Annotated in this window: 17 protein-coding genes; 15 read left to right on the plus strand and 2 right to left on the minus strand. The window is 41.0% G+C overall.

Features of this window, described 5'->3' with window-relative positions; translation table 11 throughout:
- The first annotated feature begins 3 nt into the window (after positions 1-3).
- The 14 genes from vgrG (at position 4) to M2273_RS02480 (ending at position 24,143) form a co-directional block, all read left to right on the plus strand.
- Complete coding sequence (vgrG, locus tag M2273_RS02415) at positions 4-1,800, plus strand: type VI secretion system tip protein VgrG (protein WP_429392535.1); 1,797 nt, start codon at positions 4-6, stop codon at positions 1,798-1,800.
- Between the two features lie 117 nt (positions 1,801-1,917).
- Positions 1,918-2,208, plus strand: coding sequence for a PAAR domain-containing protein (locus M2273_RS02420; RefSeq protein WP_429392538.1), 291 nt, complete (start codon positions 1,918-1,920; stop codon positions 2,206-2,208).
- 1 nt (position 2,209) lies between these two features.
- Positions 2,210-2,617, plus strand: a complete 408-nt coding sequence (locus M2273_RS02425) for a GPW/gp25 family protein (RefSeq protein ID WP_429392541.1) — start codon at positions 2,210-2,212, stop codon at positions 2,615-2,617.
- Complete coding sequence (locus M2273_RS02430) at positions 2,617-6,414, plus strand: hypothetical protein (protein WP_429392544.1); 3,798 nt, start codon at positions 2,617-2,619, stop codon at positions 6,412-6,414. The genes M2273_RS02425 and M2273_RS02430 overlap by 1 nt, the downstream gene beginning before the upstream one ends.
- Positions 6,407-9,451, plus strand: coding sequence for a hypothetical protein (locus tag M2273_RS02435; protein ID WP_429392546.1), 3,045 nt, complete (start codon positions 6,407-6,409; stop codon positions 9,449-9,451). Before M2273_RS02430 ends, M2273_RS02435 begins: the two co-directional genes overlap by 8 nt.
- Positions 9,452-9,454: 3 nt before the next feature.
- Complete coding sequence (locus M2273_RS02440; protein ID WP_429392548.1) at positions 9,455-12,814, plus strand: hypothetical protein; 3,360 nt, start codon at positions 9,455-9,457, stop codon at positions 12,812-12,814.
- A 29-nt stretch (positions 12,815-12,843) separates the two neighbouring features.
- The gene (locus tag M2273_RS02445; protein ID WP_429392549.1) at positions 12,844-14,493 is read left to right on the plus strand and encodes a contractile injection system tape measure protein; all 1,650 of its coding nucleotides are present in this window, start codon (positions 12,844-12,846) and stop codon (positions 14,491-14,493) included.
- Between the two features lie 11 nt (positions 14,494-14,504).
- Positions 14,505-15,083, plus strand: a complete 579-nt coding sequence (locus M2273_RS02450) for a hypothetical protein (RefSeq protein WP_429392551.1) — start codon at positions 14,505-14,507, stop codon at positions 15,081-15,083.
- 11 nt (positions 15,084-15,094) lie between these two features.
- Positions 15,095-17,035 carry an eCIS core domain-containing protein gene (locus tag M2273_RS02455; protein ID WP_429392553.1) on the plus strand — a complete coding sequence of 647 codons (1,941 nt, stop codon included), beginning with the start codon at positions 15,095-15,097 and terminating at the stop codon, positions 17,033-17,035.
- A gap of 21 nt (positions 17,036-17,056) precedes the next feature.
- Positions 17,057-18,289: a DUF4157 domain-containing protein gene (locus M2273_RS02460; protein WP_429392555.1), complete on the plus strand. Its 1,233-nt coding sequence runs from the start codon at positions 17,057-17,059 to the stop codon at positions 18,287-18,289.
- 52 nt (positions 18,290-18,341) lie between these two features.
- The gene (locus tag M2273_RS02465; RefSeq protein WP_429392558.1) at positions 18,342-20,129 is read left to right on the plus strand and encodes a DUF4157 domain-containing protein; all 1,788 of its coding nucleotides are present in this window, start codon (positions 18,342-18,344) and stop codon (positions 20,127-20,129) included.
- A gap of 48 nt (positions 20,130-20,177) precedes the next feature.
- A complete protein-coding gene (locus M2273_RS02470; protein WP_429392560.1) occupies positions 20,178-21,947 on the plus strand; it encodes a hypothetical protein in 1,770 nt (589 codons plus the stop codon).
- 17 nt (positions 21,948-21,964) lie between these two features.
- Positions 21,965-23,281: an ATP-binding protein gene (locus tag M2273_RS02475; protein ID WP_429392563.1), complete on the plus strand. Its 1,317-nt coding sequence runs from the start codon at positions 21,965-21,967 to the stop codon at positions 23,279-23,281.
- 55 nt (positions 23,282-23,336) lie between these two features.
- Positions 23,337-24,143 (plus strand): SH3 domain-containing protein, encoded by an 807-nt coding sequence (locus tag M2273_RS02480; protein ID WP_429392565.1) that lies wholly within the window; start codon positions 23,337-23,339, stop codon positions 24,141-24,143.
- 95 nt (positions 24,144-24,238) lie between these two features.
- Here the strand turns inward: M2273_RS02480 and M2273_RS02485 are convergent, their stop codons facing one another.
- Positions 24,239-25,216: a GlxA family transcriptional regulator gene (locus M2273_RS02485; protein ID WP_429392567.1), complete on the minus strand. Its 978-nt coding sequence runs from the start codon at positions 25,214-25,216 to the stop codon at positions 24,239-24,241.
- 132 nt (positions 25,217-25,348) lie between these two features.
- Here M2273_RS02485 and M2273_RS02490 point away from each other — a divergent pair, with 132 nt between their 5' ends.
- Positions 25,349-25,768 carry a DoxX family protein gene (locus tag M2273_RS02490; protein WP_429392570.1) on the plus strand — a complete coding sequence of 140 codons (420 nt, stop codon included), beginning with the start codon at positions 25,349-25,351 and terminating at the stop codon, positions 25,766-25,768.
- A gap of 142 nt (positions 25,769-25,910) precedes the next feature.
- Here M2273_RS02490 and M2273_RS02495 read toward each other — a convergent pair whose 3' ends face one another.
- Positions 25,911-26,411 carry an RICIN domain-containing protein gene (locus M2273_RS02495; protein ID WP_429392572.1) on the minus strand — a complete coding sequence of 167 codons (501 nt, stop codon included), beginning with the start codon at positions 26,409-26,411 and terminating at the stop codon, positions 25,911-25,913.
- Positions 26,412-26,476 lie beyond the last annotated feature (65 nt).

The following is a 26,476-nucleotide window of genomic DNA, read 5'->3' on the forward strand; positions in this document are numbered from 1 at the left end:
ACCATGGCACTAAGTCAAACCTTACCCGGAACACAAAATACAGATCTGGTTACCTTCACAGTTAAGGTAAACGGCAATGTATTGGGTGCAGCTTACCAAATGGTGTCGGTAAATTTTCATAAGGAAATAAACCGCATCCCTATGGCTAAGTTGATGATATATGACGGAGATGTTTCAAAACAGGATTTTCCGATAAGTAACGAATCGACCCTTGTACCCGGAGCCGAAATTGAAATAGCAGTAGGTTACCACTCAGATGAGACCACACTGTTTAACGGCATCATTTTAAGGCATAGTTTAAAAATAAGGGGTAATGGCTCGCCGGTTTTAATATTGGATTGCCGCGACAAAGCTGTAAAAATGACCGTTGCGCGTAAGAACAAATATTTCTATGATTCAAAAGATAGTGATGCGGCCAGTACTATTATTGGTACTTACGGGCTTGATAGTGATATTGAGGATACCCGTGTTAAGCTCGAATCTATAGTGCAGTATGACAGTACCGATTGGGATTTTATCATATCGCGGATGGAAGCAAATGGAAAACTCTGCACGGTTGACAATGGTAAAATCACTGCTAAAAAGCCCGATTTTAGTTCGGAAACCGTGCTTGATGCATTATTTGGCGCAACCATACTGGAGTTTGATGCAGATCTTGATGCACGTAACCAATACCAGAGCCTTACCGCCAAAACCTGGGATTATACTACCCAGGCAGTAGCTACTGCAAGTGCCGCGGAACCAGGTTTTGAAGAGAACGGGAATATTTCGAGCAGTGACCTTGGGAATGTACTGGGTATAGCGGAATATGACTTGTACTCAGGTGAGGATATTACAGCAGATGAATTACAGAGTTTGGCTGATGGCCGTTTGCAAAAAGCACGTATGTCGCGTTGTCGCGGGCGGGTTCGCTTCCGCGGATATGGAGGCGCTTTAAACCCTGGCGACCTGATTAACATTGGTGGCGTAGGCGACCGCTTTAATGGTAAAGTATTTGTTTCAGGCGTGCGCCATGAAATAGTGAACGGAAACTGGACAACCGATGTACAGTTTGGTTTATCGAATGAACTATTTATGCGCCAGCCTGATGTTGTTTCGGCGCCTGCGGTTGATATGTTGCCTGCTATACAAGGCCTGCAAATAGGCGTGGTTACTGATCTGGAAAATGACCCCGACAGCCAGGACAGGATCAGGGTAAGGTTGCCCATCATTGATGCCGGTGAAGACGGTATATGGACACGTATTGCCTGCCTGGATGCAGGGAATAACCGGGGGACTTTTTTCCGTCCCGAAATTGGTGATGAGGTAATTGTAGGGTTTTTAAATAACGACCCGAGGCACCCGGTTGTGCTTGGAATGCTAAACAGCAGCTCAAAACCCGCACCGCTTAAAGCTGCCAATAAAAACGACGAAAAAGGCTATACCTCACGCAGCGGTATGAAAATGATCTTTAATGATGATGAAAAATCATTAAAAATTGAGACGCCCGCAGGTAAAAAAGTAACCATTAGCGAAAAAGACGGGCATATAAAGATAGAAGACGAAAATAATAACAAAGTAACGATGGATTCATCGGCAATAAGTTTGGAAAGCGGTGCTGATATCAAATTAAAAGCAACCGGTGATCTTACCATTGAAGCGGTGAATATTTCGCTTAGTCCATCATCCAGTTTTTCGGTAAGTGCAGGCGGGGCATCTATAAAAGCAGACAGCGGCAGCGCCTCGTTATCAGCACCATCTGTAAAGGTGGAGGGCTCAGGCACTGCAACGATAAAGGGCGGTGTAGTGATGATTAATTAATAAAGGATTGAAATACCCCCTTTAAATCTCCCCCGAGAAGGGAGACTTAAGAAAGAATTTAAAGCCCTCTCCTTTGGGGAGAGTTGGGTGAGATCAATCAACCAATAAACTAAAAATATGCCATTTGCAGCACGAATTTCGGATATGCACGTTTGCCCAATGTTTACAGGGCCGGTTCCGCATGTAGGCGGACCCATATTACCGCCGGGCAGCCCAACCGTGTTGATTGGGGGATTGCCTGCAGCTTGTGTGGGCGATATGTGCACCTGTGCAGGTCCGCCGGATGTTATTGCAAATGGTTCATCAACCGTATTAATAGGCGGTAAACCAGCGGCGCGTATGGGCGATCCAACGGCGCATGGCGGTTCAATAATAATAGGATGTCCAACAGTAATTATAGGAGGTTAATATGTCAGATTCATTTTTAGGAACGGGGTGGGGTTTTCCACCATCATTTGATACGGTTTTAAACACGGTGATCATGACAAGCGATGAGGCTGATATACAACTCAGCCTTCAAATATTGCTGGCAACGCGCAAAGGTGAACGGGTTATGGTACCTGACTATGGGTGCAACCTTGACGAAATGCTTTTTGAGCCCATGACCACTACCTTTAAAACCTATATCCGCGAAATGATCAAAACGGCCATACTCTATTATGAGCCCCGTATTGATCTGAGTTCGATACAGGTTGATGACAGCCGCGAAACTGAAGGTGTGATCCTCATTATCCTTAATTACACTGTTCGCACAACAAATTCAAGGTTCAATTTTGTATATCCTTACTATAAAAACGAAGGAACAGAAATACACTGATGGCAAATAATTGTTTCGATACCAAGCTTTTATCTTATAACGGCACCAGCCAGGCGCAGCGTGCATTGGATGCCTTATTGGCAAAATGCGCCCTGGTAGATGAGCGAACAGCTGCTGATCTTGTCCTGCTCACTAAGAAATATAGTGCCTGGTTAAATTATTACGACAACACCAATACTATTGCCGGCGATTGGCAACAGCTCATGGGTAAAGACCTGGCTGTAGTAATTTCTTCAGTGGCCGAGTGGAAAACAAATGACTATGCATCATTCATTAAATATTTGAATGATAAAATAATCAATGCAGCTAACGATACAGACGCGAAGAACAATTTTAAGGTCTTGTTTGATTTTGTTTTTTCTGTTACTACAGAACTTAACGATGCTTATAAACATTTAACTGATAATTTAACTTATAAAACCTTTTTATCAGTTTCCATAACCTCAAAACTGGCCGCGCCTTTAAGTGTTTTAAATCAGTATTATGAAAGTTTTGTAACAGCGTCACTTATTGATGCAACCTCAACCCTTACAGATACTTTAACCCCTGTTGATAACATTACGCTATCACAAAACTTTCTGATCGATTCTTTGAGCGACGTGTTCATCGTTAACCCGCCGGTTACGGCGTTTCCAATAACGTTAAGCGGTGCGGTACATGATGATATTAACCACATCCTTGCGCACAATTTATTTACCGGCGCTTTACAATCATTTGTTGCCGCCATAGTGAATATCGTGAGCCGCACCCCGGCCTACCTGGCCGAAACCCTGGATAATTATCCAACACATGCACCGCATTACGCTCTATATCTTGCTTTTTTAAAGCTGTTTGGTTTTGCACAGCAACACTTAAATCAATACACCAAAAAGCACCTTGATTTTTATTACAAACAAGTTTTACAATTAAGCAATAATGTAGCTGAGCCTGATTTTGTGCACCTGGTTTTTGAACTTCAAAAAAATATTGACCAACATCTGCTGTCAAAAGGTAGCTCATTTAAGGCCGGGAAAGATGCCAATAAAAAGGATCTGTTTTATTCGCTTACAGATGACCTTGTAGTGCAAACAGGCAGCGTACAAACACTAAAATCCATCTATCTTAATAAAAACATTACTCCTGTAACCTTATTTGCTTCACCAACGGCCAATTCAGAAGATGGACAGGGTGGTAAACTGTTAAGCACCGATAGTTCCTGGTTTCCATTTGGCAACCCTAAAAATATTGAACCGGCTGCCATAGGCCTTGCTATAGCATCAAATGTGCTGTTTTTAAATGAAGGCAACCGGACGGTTACACTAACCTTTACCTGCGATAGTTTAACCAACGTTACAGCTACTGATCTTTCAGATATCTTCAGCATACAACTAACCGGTAAAAAGGATTGGTACACGGCGCCTAATTATACAGCTTCGGTAATAAGCAATACCTCATTTTCATTAACAGTGATCCTGGAGGGTGATGCACCAGCCATAGTTCCGTATTCTTCAAAGTTGCATGGCGGTAATTTTGAAGTTATACTACCAATGGTACAGGTATTGCTTAACAGTTATGCATCGTATCAAAAAATAAAAACACTCAGGATAAATGGAGTGGTTGTATCCGTAACGGTTGATGCTATTAAAAATCTGATCCTGCAAAATGATGACGGTAAAATAAATCCTGCCAAACCGTTTAAACCCTTTGGTGATTTCCCTGAAAATGGCGCATCGTTCATTATTGGCAATAAAGAGATCTTCCAAAAACAGCTTACTCAATTAACCATTGATTTTGATTGGCAACAGGCACCTTTATATAATTCAACGGTAAAAATATCGTCATTGGTAAAAGGTAACTGGGCGCCTGTTTTAAATGGTGTAAGTATTTATGCATCAAGCATTGTGATTACCGACACCCAGTTTAAAATAGCTGAACCGCAGTTGTTTGGCGAATTTACATTTAATGATGTCACATTTGATAATAGTTTAATATTTGAAGCAGACGACATAGCTATGGCTGATAACAGTCTGTTAATGGCTATGGATGATATGACCGGGATAAGCCAGTCATTGGAGAGTGAAAGCATATTGGATGATAGTTTATCAATAAACATTGGTGATATGGAAATGGTGATGATGGATCCCATATATACGGTTACGGTCACCCCCCCGGGAGAAATTGATATCACCGGATTAGAAAACATTGTACAATCGCCGGAGGATTTTACGGCCAATGAAGATTATGCTATTACATCGATTGATGGTTATATCAAACTGGAAATGATAGGCAATGATTATAGTCTGAGTACATTTCTAACTAAGATACCCAAACCCTCGGTTAAAGTAAATAGTACAGGCGGTGTAGTTACCAGTTATACAGTGGATACCGGTACTACTCCGGTGCCTAACCACCCGGTTATTAAGTCAATAAACGTAACCTATTCGGCTCAGGATAATATTACTTTTAATAAGGACGCTTTTAATGATCGAAGCAATTTCTTTTATCACCTGGAGCCTTTTGGTTTCCGCGAAATGCATCCTGCTATCACTGCTGATGCGCAAACATTACTCCCGGTATTTAACCTGGAAGACGGGATACCTAAAGATGATGGTGGCGAGCTATGGATAGGTTTAGCCAACGCTAAGCCCGATGAAACTTTCTCGATCCTGTTTCAGGTATCTGACGGAAGCGCCAACCCATTAAAAAACATGACCCAGGTTGATTGGTATTATCTGAACAATAATAACTGGCTCCAGTTTAAAAAACAATCCATAACAGATCAAACTAATAACCTGACCCGCTCAGGTCTGGTAATAGTTAATGTTCCCGCTGATGCTACGCTTAGTAATACTCGTGCCGATAGTGGCCTGATATGGATTAAAGCAGTAGTGCAGCATGATACCGATGCCATTTGTAATTTAGTTGCAATAGATACCAATGCAGCCAAAGCACAATTTGCACAGGATATTGATCAGGGTATAATATTTACTAAAGCGTTGCCGCCAAATACCATCAGCAAACCTGCAGTTGCTGATGCGGCATTAAAGAAAACACAACAACCATATACTTCATTTGATGGCCGCGTGCAGGAAACTGATGACCAGTTTTATCAGCGCGTTAGCGAGCGCCTGCGCCATAAGCACCGTGCTATTACCGCCTGGGATTATGAACATTTGATTTTGCAATATTATCCGCAAATTTTCAAGGTAAAATGCATTAATCATACCGGCTTTGTAATAGACGAAAATACCAATCAACAAAAGTACAGTGAGACGCTGGCAGGGCATGTTATGGTGATCACCATTCCTGATTTGACCAATTTAAACAATGCCAATCCGCTTAGGCCATATACCAGTATTGGCCTGTTAACCGAAATAGAAAAGTATATCAAAACGCTAACATCGCCATTTGTAAAACTTCACTTATGTAACCCTTTGTTTGAGCAGGTACAATTTGATTTTAGTGTTACGTTCCATGAAAATATCGACGTGGTTTATTTCACCAATCAGCTGAATAATGAAATTGAGCAATTTTTAACGCCGTGGGCTTTTGGTAACCCCCAGGCAATTCAATTTGGCAACAGTATTGAAAAATCAGTAGTGCTCAATTTTATTGAGGAAAGACCTTATGTAGATTTTGTTACCTGCTTTAAAATGAACCACTTTATACCGCTCGAAGATCAAACAGTACATGTGCTGTATAACATTGAAGAGGCCGTGGCAAGTACAGCCCGATCTATCCTCGTATCATACTACGACGAAGAAAAAAAGATAAAACACCTGATTAATTCACCAGCAAACTGTGATTGTAATGGATAAGCCAAAAGTAATTCAAAAAGATCCGGGCCTTATTGCCGACCAGGATTATGCTTTTCTCAGAGAGGCTGGTTTGGGCTATATTGAAAAACTAAGCGGTAAAATATGGACCGATTATAACGAGCACGACCCGGGTATAACCATTTTAGAGGCTCTTTGCTATGCCATTACCGAATTAGGCTACAGAACAGGTATGCCAATGGAGGACCTGCTTACTGACGCAGATGGGAAAATAGCCTCTTCACAAACATTATTCACCGCGAAAAACATCCTGACACAATCACCGCTCAATGTAAATGATTACCGCAAATTACTGGTAGATATAGTAGGGGTACACAATGCATGGTTTTTATATGATGATTTTTATACCGTTAACAAAAAAGATATTCCGGCAGGTGAGATAGCGCTTTATGCCGATTGTAAACAGGATGCCTTATCATATGACCTAACACCCCATCCGGTTTACTTATCGGGTTTGTTTAAAGTAATATTGGATTTGGATTACGACCAGCAGTTTGGCGACCTGAATAATGGCGAATTGCAGGTTTTAAATCCCACATCCGCTAAGTTTAAAGGGGGCGATGTAAGTCTATCCGTTATTTTTCCGGTTTGGGATGACCCGGGCGTAGCCGCCTTATTATCCGCTGATCCGGCCTCAATTACCGGTGTGAACACCAGCTTCCCTGCAGGAAACAACATTACTATAATCATTAATTTTAAGTATACATCGGGCGGCTCAAATCATTCAGCTACGCTTACCGGTATCATTGCTATTGATCTGCAGCCATCGGGCCAGCAGGTGCTGGTAGCAGATGTACAGGGCTTTTTTAGCACCGATTTTACCACACAGGTACTTAACCTGTACGTGTTAAAGATCCAGCAGTCAAAACGCATTGTTCAAACCGCTATACATACACTGAATGAAAACCGGAACCTGTGCGAGGATTTTGTAAGTGTTACTACCATAAAAGATGAAGAGATAGCTATTTGCTGCGACATAGAAGTATCGCCATTAGCCGATATGGAAGAGATACAGGCCAAGGTATTTTACGCTATTGAAGAATATATGAACCCATCGGTAAACTTTTATCTGCTAAGCGAACTGCAGGATAAAGGTTACACTACCGACACGATATTTGAAGGGCCTGTTTTGCAACATGGCTTTATTGATACCGCCGAACTGGAACAAACCCAGCTGCGCCAGGAAATATATGCATCTGATATCATCAGCCTGATCATGGATATTGATGGTGTACAGGCCGCGCGTAACTTCATGATGACCAAATACGGAGCCGACGATAAACCGGTTCCCGGTCAAAGCGGTAAAAACTGGTGCATGCCGGTTACCTCCGGTTGCAAGCCAGTGTTTTCAGAAACCAAGTCAAAACTCCTGTTCTATAAAAATCAGTTCCCTTATTTACCATCACTGGCCGAAGTTCGCGACACCTTAAAATGGCTGCGCGCGGTAAAGGCCCGTAATAAGCTATCGGGGCATACTGATGACCTGGCCATTCCTACAGGTAGTTATGCCTCTTTAGATAATTATACCTCTATTGAATATCTTTTCCCCCAAACTTATGGCATTGGGAATGCCGGGCTGCCCTTCACTGTAAGTGAAGAAAGAAAAGCGCAGGCCAAACAACTCCAGGCGTATTTATTACTGTTTGACCAGTTATTGGCCGATTTCTTTTCGCAACTGAATGGTGCAAAGGAGCTTTTCTCAACCGATAAGATAGTACAAACTTATTATGCACAGTTTTTAGGGGATATCAAGAATATCCAGCCTATCTATAAAATAGATGGATCAGCGAAAACCATTGAGCAACTGGTTATGCAAAACCAGGATTCAACTGCAGCTACGGTGAACAACTGGCAAAAATTATATGAATCGAAGGAAGTTTTTGCTGACAGGCGCAACCGTTTCCTTGATCACTTGATGAGCAGGTTTGGTGAGTCATTTAACGAATATGTTTTGCTCAATTATTCGCTTGATTATGCTACCCAAAAAGAAACTCATATAACCCCGGCCAATCTGATAGATAGTAAGATATCCTTTTTAAAAGACTATCCCGTTATCAGCTATCAAAGAGGCAGGGCATTCAATTATTTTCCATCAAAGCCCGATTTTACAGTTGATACCACCAAATTATGGGATACGGACAATGTATCAGGCTTAGAAAAAAAGCTATGCCATTTAGGAGGTATCGATAATTATTATCGCCGATTTTTGTATTGCATTGGTAACGCCACCATCACCACCACAAATGATACACCTGCTAAATTCCAGTTTGTATTCAGCAATCAACATGGGGCAACGCTTACCTCCGTAACGGCTTATGCCACAAAGAATGATTTGAACAATGCATTGCCGGCATTTATGGATCTGGTATTGGCCGGCCAAAATTACACTATTAAACAAACCGGTAGCAACTGGAATATTTATGTTGCTGATGATGGCGGCAATAACCTGGCTGTAAGTAATGATTTTTCATCGCAACAGGATGCTAATACTGCATTGACTCTGTTTATAACAGAGTTCAATACGGAGTGCGATGCAGATGGGCTTCACCTGATTGAGCATCTTTTATTAAGGCCTCGCAACAACCAGTTTAAGTTTGCGCCCGTATGTTTGGATCCCAATTGCGATTTCTGTGGCGAACAGGATCCTTATTCATTCAAAATGTCGGTCGTGTTGCCTTACTGGCCGGTGCATTTCCGCAGTATGGCTTTCAGAAATTACTTTGAAGATATTGTTAGGCAGGAAGTACCGGCTCACACCATGGTAAAAGTTTGCTGGATAAATGATCAGTCGCTTTTTGATTTTGAGAATGCTTATAAAACATGGATAACAGCCCTGGCAAATTATTCATTTGATAATACAACCATAAATAACCTGCAAACGGCAAATGACACATTGGTACAACTGCTGTTTAATTTACATAGTGAATACCCGGTAGCTACTTTGCACGATTGTGATGAAAGTAAGGATACCAACCCGGTAATGCTGGGCAAAACCATTTTAGGATCTTTAAAAAATTGATATATGGCAAATCCAATGGAATACATCGTATTCGAACCAGATCAGGTGCTTACCAACGATCACCTCAATGAAACTTTTAACTACCTTGATCAGCAAAACCGCTGGACACGCAACAAGCTGATAGGTATTGGCATTGTTTGCGGACTGGATATTGTGCTTAATCCCGGAGTTATTGAAATTACCAAAGGCTGCGGAGTTACCTCACAAGGGTATTTAATTACACAGGATACCACCCAATATACCTATTATGTGCCTTATCCGGCCATTGAGATGCCCAATGACCTGCCATTTGTTTATGACAAAGGTGATCTGCCCTTTTATAAACCATTTTGCACTGGTAAAGATATCTGGTTATTGTTATCAGATGATCAGTTTAACAATCTGGAAAGCGCGCAAAAGTTAAACGCAAAAACCCTGTCGTCTGCGGCTATTAATTTAAGTGATTATGTGGTTGTGCTATTTCTGGAAGCCAGGGAAACTGATCTTAAGAACTGCGATACACAGGATTGTAATAACAAAGGGGAGAAGATGGCCTTTCAGGTTAAGCCTTTACTTGTCGCCAAAAAAGATTTGCCGGATACAAGTACTACTCCCGCCATCAAAGCAGTGTCAAGAGCCAAAACCGCGCTTAAGGAAGTTAAACTAAGCGGAATTGCACTCAAAGAAGCAAATGTGAATTTGCCATATCAGATACAGTTAAAACGCTTTAATGTACCTTATACTGATCTGAAAACTACAGATGATGTATTGGATGCATTTGTAAAACTTGTTGATGATGCTACCTTAACCCAGGTGTCAGCTGCTTACAATAATTGCTATACTAAGTACAGTTCAGTTTTAAAAGTAAGCTCAAACCCGTTCATCACACTGACAGACGATCTGAAGAAATACCGCGCGCTGATCCTGAAACAGAGCCCGGTACTCATTGAGTATTTTTATGATTTTATTGATGACCTGATAAAAGCCTATTATGAGTTTTTAATAAAAGTATCAAACATCATTTCAACTTGTTGCCCCGATGAAAACCTGTTCCCCCTCCATTTAATTCTGGGCGATGCTTCGCTGGCTACCAATGCTTATGTAAGGGATAGCTATCGCAACTATTTTATTTACTCTCCTTTGTTTTCAAAAATGGGTACCGAATCGGCCGAGGTGATCTTGTTGTTTAAACGTATGATGCTATTGGTGAGTAATTTTATAGCTCAAAGTAAAGGGATATTAAGCCAAACAGCCATAAGGATTACCCCGAGCCAGTACGAGTTTCCACCACTTTCTGAAAGGGCTATCCCATATTATTATACTGTAAACAAAGCAGGCAATGAATTATATAAATCATGGAGCCATTATAAAACCAGCCATGGCTATGCCGATTTTAATTTAAGTTATAATGCCAATCTGTATAACACTAATACCGCTATGGTAAAGCCGCTTTTGTATGATATTGAACCCTATAATTTCTTCAGGGTTGAAGGGCATATCGGGCAAAACTATCAAACCGTTTTATCCAACATTCTTAACCAGCGTTTAAATTATAACCTGCCTTTTGATGTGGTAGCTATTTCTGCTGAACAGTTAAGCGGCACGGCAACGCTGCCTAACTGTAACATTCGGGATCTGGAAACAGATTATGACCTTATAGTTAGCGAAGCAATGTGTAAGATACATGTTACCTTTTGCTTTATTTCAAAAATGCCTTATACGCCAGCCAGAACACCTACAACCCCACCGCCACCCGGAGTTATATCAACGGCGCCTGCGGCAGATGCTATAAAATTCTCGGATTTTAAATTACAGGCCGCCTTTGGCGTAGAACCGTTAATGTTACTGAGCAAAGCTTATAAAAAAGGTGATTTTTTACGCAAATATTGCCCGGCCCAGCCCAATACTATCGGTAGCGGATATTTAAGTTCATTAAGTAATACAGGTGTATTTACCAACCCGGTAACTATAAATTCAAATGATCCGCTTACTGCTATTTATTATTACTTTTTCCAGTTTATTGATACAGTTGAGGAATTGATGTATACTTTAAATACTAATACTATTTCTGGTATTGATATGGATAAGTTTGAAGTGCTATATCAAAATTATATACGGTACACCACTTTGGCCATTAATTCATTAATAGCCCTCACGGTAAAAAACACAGGTAATGCAAATAGTACAGCGATAACATTCATTGAAGATTATCAACTGGATCTTTTAGTTGAAGAGTTTGGAGTATTAACCAACATCTGTATTGATGAACGTTTACAGGTATTAAAGAATGAATACACCAACAGGCTTACTCAATATCTGCAGCAACTTACCTTTTTAAATTATTACAAAAACCATCCTGGTCTTGAACATAAAGCAGGCGTACCCAAGGGAGGTACACTGGTACTGGTTTATAAAAATATACCTGCAACCGTCCCGGGGCGTACATTTAATGATGCTGGTGCAGTTATAACAGATACACCAATTGCCAGGGCTGCAGATGTAGCGAGTGAAAAAAGAAGAATGATGGCTGCCGCCCCTGCAGAAAAGGCCCGCGTTGCTACAGCAGCAGATCTGGATGAAAATACCATTAACAGATTTAAAAAGATCCTCACTGATAGTAAGGATGTGTCTGAATCAGAAAAACAGAGCCTTATAAACGCTTTAGTAGGACGGGCCGCGACAACCTCCAAATATCAGGTAGCCAATGGCGCTGTTATTGCAGATTTTTATATTCCATATCTGTGCTGTTCGGATTGTCCGCCGGTAGCCTATATTATGTCTGAGAAAGAGCCACCTCCGCCAGTGCAGAAAAAGCCTACCATTACCATGGAATCAACTTTTTGTGATAATGATGCTAATCCCGGACCAATTAAAGTATCTGAACCCAACGGCACTTTTAATACGGTACCAGGGCTTGATGGTAAAAACCTAACCTTTACTCCGGCAACCGCGGGGAAGGGCAAATACTCCATAATTTATACTGTAAATGGCGTTAGTTCTGATCCGTTTGAAGTTACCGTACTTCCTACTCCTGGTAACGAGTTTACATTTGATTCGGGCATTACTGATAATGTTATAATGGCAAAATTTATTCCAAAAGATCAGGATGCCAGCTTTACTTATAAATGGAATTTTGATCCGGACTGGATAGTACAGGATATATCACCAGTGGGCATTGCTGCCGTAACCATAAAATTTGACCCAAGAGCCGGTGAAAAGGAAGTTAAGGTAACACTAATGGTATCAAATGGAAATTGCCACCAATCAGAGGAGAATGTTAAAATTCTGCATATTTCTGCTAATGGTTTATTTGAACCCAATATAGATCCGGTTAAAAGCGCAGGAAGAGTCGAAAAGCTTGTTAGTAGAAAGAAGAAAAAATAAACTGTTTAATAGTCTATAAATAATTTCAGATGTCGAGGCATATTATTCATAAGCAAAAGGTCACGTTGAACCTTCCCAAAAAGGAGGAGGCGTTTGCTTTTCAAAATCGCGTGAGTGCGTTGATGCAAAATGAATTACCCGGCAATATGGAGGCTGTTTTTGATGAGCTGTTCCCGTCTGACGATGTTATACGTATTGATACTTTGAAGCTCGATTTGGGGTACATAAATCCGCAAAATTTTGAACAGGAATTTAAAGACCATTTTATTGAAGAGTTGCGCAAAAATCTATCATCAAAAAAGGATAAGTTAAATGATGCCAATAGTGAAGAGGTATTGAGCGGTGTACAGTCGTTGGTAAAATCCTTTATTTACTTTCTCGAACATGGTCATCTGCCCTGGTATAGTTCTGTAAAAAGAATAACCGATTGGGAAAATGAAATTTTGGAAGGTTTTGCCGGAAATAAAAATCAATATCTCTTTAACTGGTTACGCGATAATTATAAAGCTAAACCAGTTGTGTTACAAAGACTTATTTTGCAGTTTACAGATGATTTTGTAGAAAAGTTATTATTAGCCATTGCTCCCGAAACAGATGAAGGATGGGGGCTTATTTACGATGATCTTAGTGTTGTAATTAGCAATTGCCTAAAGAAACATCCCTCCGTTCGTGATGAAGTATGGAAGTACATTTTCTATGCTTTATTAAACGATCCTATTTTATGGAACAATACTGCTTTATCAGGCTCCGAAGATATGGAATTGGTTTTTAGGGCACTAAAATTACTGGCTGATCATTTCAATATATCCGAGAATGATATTACAGCATCCAAAGAAACTGAGATAAATAAGCAGCTTAAAACAAACATAGTTAAAAGTGCTTTTAAGGAGCTTAAACTTTTCATGACAGCACAGGAAAGGCCAGGGCAGGATAGGGTTGAAGGTAAGGTTAAAGATAAGGTTAAGGGTAATTACACTGTAGAGGATCAGAAAAACACGGAGATAAACAAGCTCGATAGAGACGGGAATGGATTGTCAAAGCAAGAAGAAGCCGATCAGGCTCATAAGTTTAATCAAAATGGAAATAAACCGAACCAGGCTAACCAAAACTATATTAATGAAAAAGGTGATAAAGCCCCTCATTCCTCATTAAAAAATAATAAGCATACCAGTACCGACCATGAATTATATATAAAAAGCTGTGGAATAGTAATACTGCATTATTTCCTGGCTCCCTTTTTTACAGGCCTAAAATTATTGGCTGATGGCAAATTTATTGATGACACAGCACACCAACGGGCTGTATTACTACTTCATTATTTAGCAACAGGCAATGTTGAAGTTGCTGAATTTGACCTGATACTTCAGAAAATTTTATGCGGCTACCCACTAGATGAAACCTTACCGGCCTCCATAGTATTAAGCAAGAAAGAAAAAATGGAATCGAAGAAGTTATTGGAGGCTATCATAGATCATTGGACACCCTTGAAAAACACCTCAGTTGATGGTTTGCGCAATACATTTTTTGAACGTGATGGCAAATTAACAACAAAGGAAAATGGCTGGTTACTAATGGTTGAACAAAGAACGGTTGATGTGCTGTTAGGCAAACTTCCATGGGGCTTTTCAACCATTCGCCTGCCGTGGATGGAACAAATATTAAACGTAGACTGGTATTAAAAAAGATGGGAATGTTTACAAATGAATTCATAAAAAACGGCACAAGTGCCGTACATGTCGTTGATGACGGCAAACAGGCCCCTTTTTTTAAACCTGCTATTCAGCGGCAGGAGGAGGCAACGCCGCAACAGTTAAATAAACCCTGGTCAAAAGAATTGCTTACTATTATTGTTTATGATGATGATTATAAAGGTAATTGCTTTGGCAGCGCTACACCCGGTGAAAGTTCAGGGTTAAGTACTTGTATGAAATGGCCATCGTGCCGGAGCTTTAATATCCCCTTAAGGGTTGAGTTTTTTGTTGACAGGATTAGCTCGCCTCATGCACAACCTTTTCAGCCAGGGCCTGTAAGTATTGATATTACGTTTACACCAACTGGTAAGCCCGCAAATGTATTATACCATTCAACCGATACTAAGCCTGTATATAATGGGCCTAATCTGATACTTGAACCATCATTTGGTAAAGTTTTTCCTGTTAATATTGATACTGATGGACAATTAAATGTTACAGCAACCTTGCATGATGCAGACTCCGGGGTGGATGTAATATATCGTGATTCGGCCCGGTTTGTTATTTTATGTTCTTAAAAGTAAAGCTTATGGAAATGACTTCGCTTATACCCGGTAATCATCAGAACGAAAAAAGAGGAGCGCTTTGTCAACCTAACAACAGGACATCTTTTTTTAAACCCCTTATACAGCCTAAACTTACGGTTAATGAACCTGGTGACCGTTATGAGCAGGAGGCCGATTCCATGGCCGACCGCGTTATGCGTATGATTATGCCATCAATGGCCGGGGCGGCATTTTTTCAACCAAACCCTTTAACTGTTCAGCGTAAATGCCAGCATTGTGAAGAAGAAGAAAAATTGCATCGCAAGGAAAACTCAGCTAATGAAGTTCAGGGAAGTAATGAACTCGATAGCTATGTTGGATCATTCGGTTCATCGGGGCAGGCCCTGCCCGAAAGCAGCCGTCAGTTTTTTGAACCACGTTTTAATCAGGATTTTTCAAATGTACGCGTCCATACCGATTCTGTGGCCGCTAAATCGGCACAATCCATAAATGCCCTGGCTTATACCACAGGCAATAGTATTGTTTTTAACAGCGGGCAATACTCGCCCGAAAGTGACAGCGGCAAAAGGTTAATGGCTCATGAGCTTACCCATGTGGTACAACAGGGGAGTGGTGTGGCTACCAAAAGGATCCAGCGTGCCGGAAACCCCGCTGCAATACCCCCAATGGCATGTGATGTTGCCAATACAAGCCCATCGCCAAGTGTGTTAAGTTCTTCATTTCAAACATCTTCATCAACATTAACACCAGCGCAGAGAACTGATATAGCTAATTTTATTGCAAGCTGGAGTGCCAGCGGAGGTACTGATGTCTTACGTGTAGATGGTTATTCAAGTACGCCTGGTACCGACGAATTGAATTGGCAACTATCATGTTCAAGGGCGTTATCAGTAGCAAACGAGCTTCGTAATAACGGTGTTCCTGATAGCTTAATTACCATATTTGCACATGGCGAAACCAATGAATTTGGTTCGCAATTAAATAACCAGGTAGCTAATATCAGTATGTCGGGAACACCAGTTCCTGCACCAGCACCTGCTCCGGTTCCAGCACCAGCACCTGCTCCGGTTCCAGCACCTGCTCCGGTTCCAGCACCAGCACCTGCTCCGGTTCCAGCACCTGCTCCGGCTCCAGCGCCTGCACCAGCTCCAGCGCCTGCCACAGCTGCTGTGTTTTCTGAAGATCCTGCTCAACAATTTGCCGGATATGATGATTCTGTCGCGCCCAATTGGTTAGTTGTTCCTGTTACCGAACGCCGCATAGCAAGAGTTACCGTAACTCCTGCCGGTTCTGTTCCAACTTTTGTAAGTGATACACCTGGTGTGGCAACGGTAACTGCCACTGCCACAGGAATATCGGTTAATGGAATTAGTGCAGGTGTAGCCAATATTACAGCAATGGCAGGAGCTACTGTACTTGCTACATTGCGTATATCAGTTAAAAGCCAGCTTAATAGAAGTGTTGCATTCCATTATGTTTGTGATTCTGCCGCTGCGGCAGCCGGCGGCCCTCATTGTTCTGACCATACCCCTGCTGCCAATGTTATGCAGGCTTTGCTCAACAATGTTTGGCAACTTCAATCAAACGTAATGTTTACCGGTGGTGCAAGTAATGATGTTGTAGCTCCCGGCGATCTTGGTGCCCAGGTAGATAGCAATGGCAGTGGTGGTGGTGAAATGGCTACTGTTACTGCTTTAGGCTCGGGTGTAAATTATAACGTATTTCGTGTTGGAGATCTGACATCCCCGGTTTGCGGTGGGGATCATCGTTGCAGCGGAGGAATAACCAATGGAGGTAATACATTGATTGCTGATGCTCCTTGCGCGGATGGGCTGGGACTTCCACATGAAGCAGGGCATTTTCTGGGACTTGGGCATGGCAGTGGGTTTATCATGTCCCCTTGTTTAACACCAAGGCCCAGCAGACGTGTTAGTAAAGCAATGACAGATATTGTAAACCCTTAATCATCAATTTACTTTTTTTAGATGAAAAATTCACTCCCTGCATATCATCCTCCTGAAACAAACCCTTTAATAAATAAGGCGAATGATTTTTTTTTCCAACCCAAACTGTCCATAAATCAACCCAACGATATTTATGAACAGGAGGCTGATCACATGGCCGACCGGGTTATGCGCCTGAGTGAACCTACGCTGAATGACAACACTTTTTTTAAGCCATCCTTAACAACTGTTCAGCGCAAATGTCAGCATTGTGAGGAAGAAGAAAAATTGCATCGTAAGGAAAGTTCGGCTGGAGAAGTACAGGGAGGTAAAGAGCTCGATAGTTACGTTGGATCATTAAGCTCATCAGGGCAGGCCCTGCCCCAAAGTAGCCGAAGCTTTTTTGAGCCGCGTTTTGGTCAGGATTTTTCAAGTGTACGTATTCATACTGATTCTGTAGCTGCGAAATCTGCACAATCCATCAATGCCCTGGCTTATACTACCGGTAGTAATATAGTATTTAACAGCGGCCAGTATTCGCCCGATAGTGAAAGCGGTAAAAAATTGATGGCACATGAGCTAACTCATGTGGTACAGCAATCTGCAACAAATTTATCTAATGTTCAAAGAATAACTTGTCCCGAAGGCGCGACAGCACCTGCTACGGTTGCACCGGGAGTAAGAAATGATATTGATACAAGAGCTCAAAACATAATAGACAGGGCCGCTGATGCCACCGTGCCCATAGCAACCAGAGCTACCCGTGCAGTAAGTGATATCGTTTGTGCTTACTATCCGCAGGATTCAGGCAAGGTTAGAAATATAACCTATGTTAGTGCTGAAGCGGGGCTTCATACCCAATCTGTAGGTTCAGGAGCCGCAACTCAGGGTGATATTGATGTGGGTGATTATTTTGTAAATAATATCAGTCAAACATCAATTGCGAGGAGAGTGCTCCAAACAGGGCATGAGCTTGATCATATAGGTCAATATAGAACAGGGCTTGCAGGCAGGCCACATCAAGATGAAAGGGAGTTCCTTGCTTTTTACCACAATGCCATAGCAGATGAATTTGCAGGAACCAGGCGCATGGCCGACAGTATGCGTAAAACTATTATTGATCAGGCATTAGGTTATTATTATTGCCTTGATCAAACATTACAACAAACACACCAAACAAAGCAACAGGAACTATTAACAAAGCGACAAACTGTTAATGGTACAAGAGGTAATGCGCCAACAAACCCTCCAACAGCCTGTGCAAGGCAGCATTAAATTAAACTAAATAACATATGGGGGATTATCCCCAGGCCAAATTAAGTATATAATGAGTTTTTTCAATTCAAAAATTAATAAGTATACTGCAGTGCAGAGCAGCGGGCATAAGCCATTTTTTCAGACAAAACTCACCATTAACCAGCCCAATGATATTTACGAGCAGGAGGCTGATACTATGGCCGACCGGGTTATGCGCATGACTGATCCTACAATGAATGGTAATGCTTTTTTTAAGCCATCATTAACAACTGTTCAGCGTAAATGCCAGCATTGTGGGGAAGAAGAAAAACTGCACCGCAAAGAAAGCTCTGGCGCTGAAGTACAGGGAAGTAACGAACTGGATAGCTATGTAGGATCTTTAGGCTCATCAGGGCAGGCTTTGCCTGAAAGTAGCCGCCAGTTTTATGAACCTCGTTTTGGTCAGGATTTTTCAAAGGTACGTATCCATACCGACTCGGTGGCTGCAAAATCTGCGCAATCCATTAATGCACTGGCTTACACAACAGGGAATAATATTGTTTTTAACAGCGGCCAGTATTCGCCTGAGAGCGAAAGCGGAAAGAAATTAATGGCCCATGAGCTGACACATGTAGTACAGCAAAAGGGATCAAATGACTTACTTAATAAGGCTGATAATCCTTCTTTAAGCAAGAGTTCAACATCATTATTAATGAGATCAGTTCCAGACGGTGTTGATGCAGCTGCTGATACGGCATGGATATTAGAAATTCGCCGTCAATCGGCTTTCCGTATGTCGTTGTCATATACAAAGTATCGGGCGGCTATATCAACGATACAAGAGGAAATGGATAAAAAGCAAGCCCAACCAACTTTACTTGAACAGCTTATATCCCTCGCAATTGGATCTTTAGCCCCTGGAATTGCAGGTGCTTTTTTACCCCGGATAAGAGACGGGTTAAAAGGCGTAGCCAGTACGGTAATAGGTGCAGTACTTAAAGGGAAAGATGAAGCAGCAATAAATGCATATATAAAAGCTGAAGCATTGGCAGATAAATATATTGATCTGGATGGTAAAACAGCAAAAGATGGATATCTTGCTCTTCTTGATAATGCCAGGAAGCATGCCACAACACTGGCGCCAGGTACCGGAAAATCATTGCCGGCAAAACAGTTACTAATACAATTTTCTGAAGCATATTCACAGGAACTGGATCAGATAAATGCCAAAATAGGTCAATCTGAAGAGCGTGCTGCACTAATGGGTGTGTATGCTGCATTTGATCCGGCAGTTGCAACTGAGGGGGTATATGTTGCTCAAATACGCGACCTTGTAAGCAAGCATGAAGAAATAGTTAAATATGCGGCAAATGAAACGGCTGGAGCATTTAGTAATGCATTTGATTATCACCGAATTATAATGCTTGAAGCTTATAATGTAAAAAAACCGGCCCTGATTGAATATTCCCCGATAAGTATCGCCGCGTCAAAAAAGGATTACTGGAAATTTATAAAATGGGTTTCACCTGAAGTTGAAGGCACTGCTATAGCTGCAGGTAAAACCCAGGAGGAGGGAAGTAATTTCAAAAAACAGATTGGCCTTCAGGAAGTTAAAGCCGATGATCCTTATGACAGTTCTTTTGGGCTGCCTATACAGGGACATATCGATAACCCTATTTCAGAAGGAGATAGGATTGTGGAGATAGATGCGTGGGGCAAACTCAGGTTGTGTCATGTAAAAGTTGAAGCAGATGGAGGGAAATTTATAAGTTGGATCGGGCCAGATGACGAGGCATTTGCCCGTATTGAGGGTGGTCGCCAACCAGGAGGGCTAATTCGGATGAATGCCGACAAGATTAAAGACAAAAAACAACCGTAATTGACGGAATAAGGAATATGTATATGAAACAATGGATGATATTTTGAAATGAATTTAGTTAAAGGAAAAGTTGATCAGGGCCTCCTTAGTACTATCCGGCAGGATAAACAAGCCATTCCTTTCTTTCAACCCAAGCCATCTGTAAATCAGGCATACGATGGGCAAGGGGCTGATAAAGTAATGCGCACACCCATCGGCGATTCGGAGAAAAATACTTTTTTTAAGGCTGATCCCAATTTGGTTCAAAGGGAGGATGATCCAACTAAAACCCTTACCGAAGGTGCCTCAGTTGTTAAGGATGAATTAAGTAATAAACCAGGTTTTGACGAATGGAAGGATCAGCAAACAGATGCCCTGAAAAAAGCAGTATGGGATACACAACCTACAGGGTTTAAAGCTGGTATAATTGGCTTTGGTTTAAGCTCACTGGGCATATTAGGCTCCGTAATTGCATCTGATCCAGGATTCAGGGCGGATACTATAAAGTTACTGGACGATAAAAATATTACCTTACCTCTTTCCCTTATCCCGCATCATGAGTATTTCCCGTTATCATCGTTCAAGTACAAATTACCTCAGGCTACGGGAGCACCTGTTACTTTTGACACAGAGTTTGAGTTTAAACCATACCTGGACATGATGCATGAAAAATGGAGCTTTATACCTAAAACAGATCTTACATTGGGTTTAAGCAGTGGTTATTCTGCCCAAAGCGGTTTTGGACTTACCGGCGGGTCTATCAAACTAAAATTTGGCGGTGGCATTATTGATTTGCAAGGATTTGTTAACCAGACATTGCCTGCCACACCTATGCTGGTTAGCAATCCCGGAGAATCGCCGATGTGGATAATGAGAACACTTCCCGGGCAGTTTGATGATCAATTACCCAAAGGAAGTGGCGTTTTTTTAACTGTGGATGTTTTGCGTTTACCCGAACTTTTTAAACACGATGAACCAAAGAAGTCAGATATACAGCGAAAAGCTACTGATAATGACCAAAATACGATCAATGCCTATGTTTCAAAAGAGGGGGAAGAAAGTAATCCCATTGAAGTTACTAATGCCGAAACGCTTGACAATGGCGGTGTAAAGAAAGATGGTGGTACCGATGAAGTTAACCCAACTGTAATCAAGGCCAGTACAGGCCCAAGCTGCAATCCGCAGGGAGTAACAATTGATGAGTTTTTAAAACAAGCAGGTAATACAGATGACTCATTTGGAAAAACCACCTTGAACAGGGGCGATGTAACCAACCCTGAAGTTGTTTTAACAAACGGAGTCTTACAAAAAACAACCGCAGGTATGCCGGTGAGTTCATTTTATTTATTGCCACAGACGTTTAAAGACAAAGGTAGTGTGATTATTCAGGATGGCGGCGCGGGAGAAGAGCATCATTTTTGCCCTAAAGGCACTTATGATAAATATTGGCAGATCACCCAATCAGGTTCAGATAAAATTAAAGAAGGAGAACAAGAGCACTGCAATGATTTTACGCTGGCGTTTAATTTAAGCTTAGCCAAATTCAGAGATGCTGTAAATGCTGCCGCCGGTCAAAAATTTGCATCAGATGCACTGGCCAAAGCCTCCCTGGAAAAACAAACCGGTGTTCATCCCGATCAGTGGAACAATTATTTCTGGTGCTTGGCCAGTAAAACAAAAGAAAGAGATAGCCAAAAATGGCATTCTCCAAAATCAGTAAGAACCAGGGTTGATGAACATTGTCAAAAAGCGATTACGCCTTTAAGCGCGGGTAATTTACCCGATATAGGACAACATCCATCCGCAGAGATCATAAAGGATTGTGATATAAAAAAATAAATAACTAATAACGTATAATGCAAACTCAATCTATAACTGATTCTTTTGAAGTCCTGAATCAGGTGATTCACAACCGACTGCAATCTCATTTTAATAATGCAGATGCCATTTTTCCTGCAGTTAAAGTAGAGGATGATGGCAGCCCCCTGAACGGGTTTATCATTAAGCATCAGTTACCGCTCGAAGAGTACATTATACTGTTAACCGCTTTGGTGCCACATTTAAAAGCCACCTTTTTTGAAAATATTATACAGGAGTTTTTACCGCAAGGGGGCGATTTTTCTGAGTTTGGAGGCGTAAAGGGTAACAACCACCGTGGATTATTGCCAACCGGCGAAACCGCGCAATTTATAATAGCCGGCAATGATATAGAAAAACGCATTTCTGTTCAGTATTTGCTTACCAGCGGAATACTGGCTAAACATGGGATGCTATCCCTGGAACCGGTAAAAGATGGCGAACCATTAATGAGCGGTCGTATTATACTTGATCAGGAATTGGTAACCCGTTTAATAACGGGTACGGAGGCTACACCAAAATTCAGCCCGGATTTCCCTGCAAAAAATATAACTACCGCCATGACCTGGGATGATCTTGTGTTGAATAATTATACCCAAAATCAACTTAATGAGATCATGGTATGGGTGCAGCACAATGATACCCTGATGCAGGACGAGATATTAAAGCGAAAGATAAAACCAGGTTATCGCGCGCTTTTTCATGGCCCCTCAGGAACTGGTAAAACATTAACAGCAACCTTGCTTGGCAGGCATTTAAATAAAGAAGTATACCGTATTGATCTGTCGCAGGTGGTGAGCAAGTATATCGGCGAAACAGAAAAGAACCTTGAAAAGGTATTTGTTAAAGCCGAAAATAAGAATTGGATATTGTTTTTTGATGAAGCCGATGCCCTGTTTGGCAAGCGCACCAATGTGCAAAACTCGCATGACAGATATGCCAACCAGGAAGTGAGTTATTTGCTCCAGCGCATTGAGGATTTTCCAGGTTTACTGATCCTGGCATCAAATTTAAAAAGCAATATGGACGACGCGTTTTTGAGACGTTTTCACACTATCATCCACTTTGCCATACCTAATGCCTTTGAACGGCTAAAATTATGGGAAAAGGCATTCCCTGCTTCATACAAGCCCGAACCTGATATTAATTTACGTGAACTGGCCGACAAATATGAACTGAACGGCGCGGCCATATTGAATATTATTCATTATGCTGCTCTGCAATCCATCTCAAGAAACGACAAATACATACGTAATGATGATTTAGTGGAAGCAATAAGGAAAGAATACCGTAAAGAAGAACGTACAATGGCCTAATCAATAATCATTACATATCATTAAATACTTAAACCATTAATCAGGAGGACAAATCATGGCTTTAGCTCAATTTCGTATTTATACACCACAGGACTTTCAAAAATACCTGATGAACACTGATTTTTCAAGGGAGATCAAGGTTATACAGAACCATCATACCTGGGAACCTAATTACAAATCATTAAGCCCAAGTCATGGAGAAATGTACTGGCTGGAGTCGATGCGAAATTATCATATCAAAGATAACGGATGGAGCGATCTTGGTCAAAACATTACTACGTTCCCATCAGGGAATATTGGTTTATGCCGACCTATAGATATTACACCTGCCGGCATCTTTGGGGCTAACACGGGCGCCATATGTATAGAAAATTTGGGAAATTTTGACGCAGGCCACGACAAAATGACCCAGGAGCATAAAGATGCCATTGTGTTTCTAAATGCGGCGCTTTGTATAAAGTTCAACCTTGAACCGATAAAAGAACAGGTGGTTTACCACCACTGGTTTGACAGAACAGGTAAAAGGTTTCCTGAGAGTAAAGTAAACAATAATCAGGTTGGCGGCGAGCAGAAAACCTGTCCGGGTACTGCCTTTTTCGGAACTAATACTATCACTTCGGCCGAAGCTAACTTTTTCCCTTTAATTGATAGTAAGATCAAACAGATGAATGGCACACCTGAAACAGTATCTTTAAAAGTAAATGCAGATGTATTGAATGTGCGTTCGGGGCCGGACAAATCATTCCCGGTTGTTCATACACTTACTAAGGGTACACAGGTAACAGTTTTTGCCATTACTGATGAATGGAGTAAAATAAGTGATTCAACTGAAAATTGGGTGTTTAGCTCTTATTTATCATAGAACAGTTTTAACTTAAAAACACAGAAATCATGGTGGAATTTTTTAAAGCAACCCCATTTTTAAGCTGGCTACTTAACTGGTAATAATATTATCGGTTAAGTAGCATATTCCCGCTGATACTTATTCCGGTAATCAATAGGTGATAAGCCGGTTATGCGCTTAAATGTAGTACGGAATGCCTTGGTATCGGTATAGCCCACGTTATACATTACCTCGTTCACGTTTTCGCGCGAGGTTTCCAGGCTTACTTTGGCAGCCTCAATCTTTACACGCTGTATATATTCTGCTACGGTATTGGCTGTCGCTTTTTTAAACCTGCGTTCCAGGTTTCTTCGGCCCAGTGCAAACATAGATGCTAACTGCTCTACAGTGATCCTGTCCTGATAATTCTTCTCAATAAACTCCTGTGCCTTTTTTATAGGATCATCGGCATGGTCTTTTTGACCCTGGAAAATTATAAATGACGATTGGTTATTACGTTCCATTTCAATAGCAAATACCTTTGCGCTTAAAATGGCTATATCACGACCGGCAAATTTTTCTATCAGGTATAAAATAAGGTTCAAGTAGGAGAAGGCTCCGCCGCTTGAATAAAGGCCCTGCTCATCGGTAATGATTTTTTCTGTAACCAGATTAACTTCGGGAAACATTCTTCTGAATTCATTAGCTGCCATCCAGTGCGTAGCGCATTTTTTGCCATTTAATAAACCGGTTGATGCCAGTAAAAATGCACCCATACATAAACTGGCCACTTCGGCGCCGTTATTATATTGTTCGGTTATCCAGGGTAAAAATTCTTTATTATTTTCAACTTCTACACTGATATCACCATCAATTGCAGGAATAATGATCAGGTCGGTTTTTTGGACCTCACCAATTGTTTTATTAGCATTAACAGTGAATAAACCACCGCTAACGGGTGTTTCTTTGGTAAGCCCTACCAGCTCAACCTTAAAAATGGGTTCTTTGCCGGCAGCCATAAAAAACTGGTTTACCTGGGTAAACAATTGGCGCGAACCTTCCAAACTTCCAAGGATGGCTCTCTTAGGAACCAATATTGATATATGTCTCATATAGATAAATAGGTTTTGTAACTTAGTCGTAATCAGCCCCTAAAATAGCCGCATTAACACCGTATTCAATATGCCAATGTAACCTTAATTTTACAGGAGTAATAATTATTAACCTAAAATAAATCAATCATCATGAAAAAGACAAAAATTATTTACTGGATTTTTACGGGACTATTTGCATTCTTTATGCTGGGTTCAGCAATACCAGATGCACTTGTTATGCCTGTAGCCGTGGGCGGTTTCAAGGAAATGGGGTATCCTGTTTACCTCATTCCATTTTTAGGTGTCGCTAAAATATTGGGAGTGATAGCCATTTTAATCCCTGGTTATCCCCGTATTAAAGAGTGGGCTTATGCCGGGTTAACATTTGATCTGATTGGTGCTACCTATTCCATTATCAACTCCGGTAAATCTATTGGTAACTGGGCGCCTATGTTTATAATACTGTTTGTGGCAGCCGGCTCCTACATTTATTATCACAAAAAACTTAAAGAAAGTACTCAACCAGGCAGTGATAATTTAGTTGGAGGAACAGTAAAGGTTGTAAATTAATTCATTTAATAAGCTAATTTTCAAATATTTATGTTTGTTAATTAAAGTTATTATTAATAAATACCTACATAAACAAAACCCGAAATCGTATAGTTTCAGGGTTTTTGTTTATGTAAGCCAGATCAAAATGGTAAAACCATGTTTACATAGCTGGCGCCTGCTGATAAATATTCCAATACTGATCAGCCGAGTTTCGTTTTTTAGCCAGAACTATTGCCGAATTTACACTGCCTTTAGGATCGGCAGGGGTAATGTACCAATCTGTTCCCTTTAGTTTAATCAGGTAGGTATCTTTTTTTACCGGTATAAATTCATATTGTTGATTAGGCGCACCCGCTATCAGTGGTTGTTCCTCAAAAGGAACATCTGTACTTGCTGCAGCCGATGGTTGAAATGTTTTATTGGTTAAAAGATTTTGTAACTGATAGGTATTTTCTCCGGTACTCTTAAAATTCCAGGTCATGCACTTCCAATTTTCAGGATAATAAGCTACCAAAGGAGTCCCGTTTTTTGAGTCGGCATCTTTTACTCGTAAAAGCATTCCTGTTTGCACATTCTTAATGGCATAATTACCTTTAATATCCTGCGAAAAACCTAAATGGGAAATGTTGATAAGAAATAATAGGATCAATAAGTGTTTCATGCTTTGCTAATATAAGTACCTGATAAAGAAATGTTAATACAAGTTAATTGTTTTAACATTGTTTA

Origin of the sequence: Mucilaginibacter lappiensis, from assembly GCF_050433765.1 — a bacterium.
Lineage (GTDB): Bacteria > Bacteroidota > Bacteroidia > Sphingobacteriales > Sphingobacteriaceae > Mucilaginibacter > Mucilaginibacter lappiensis_A.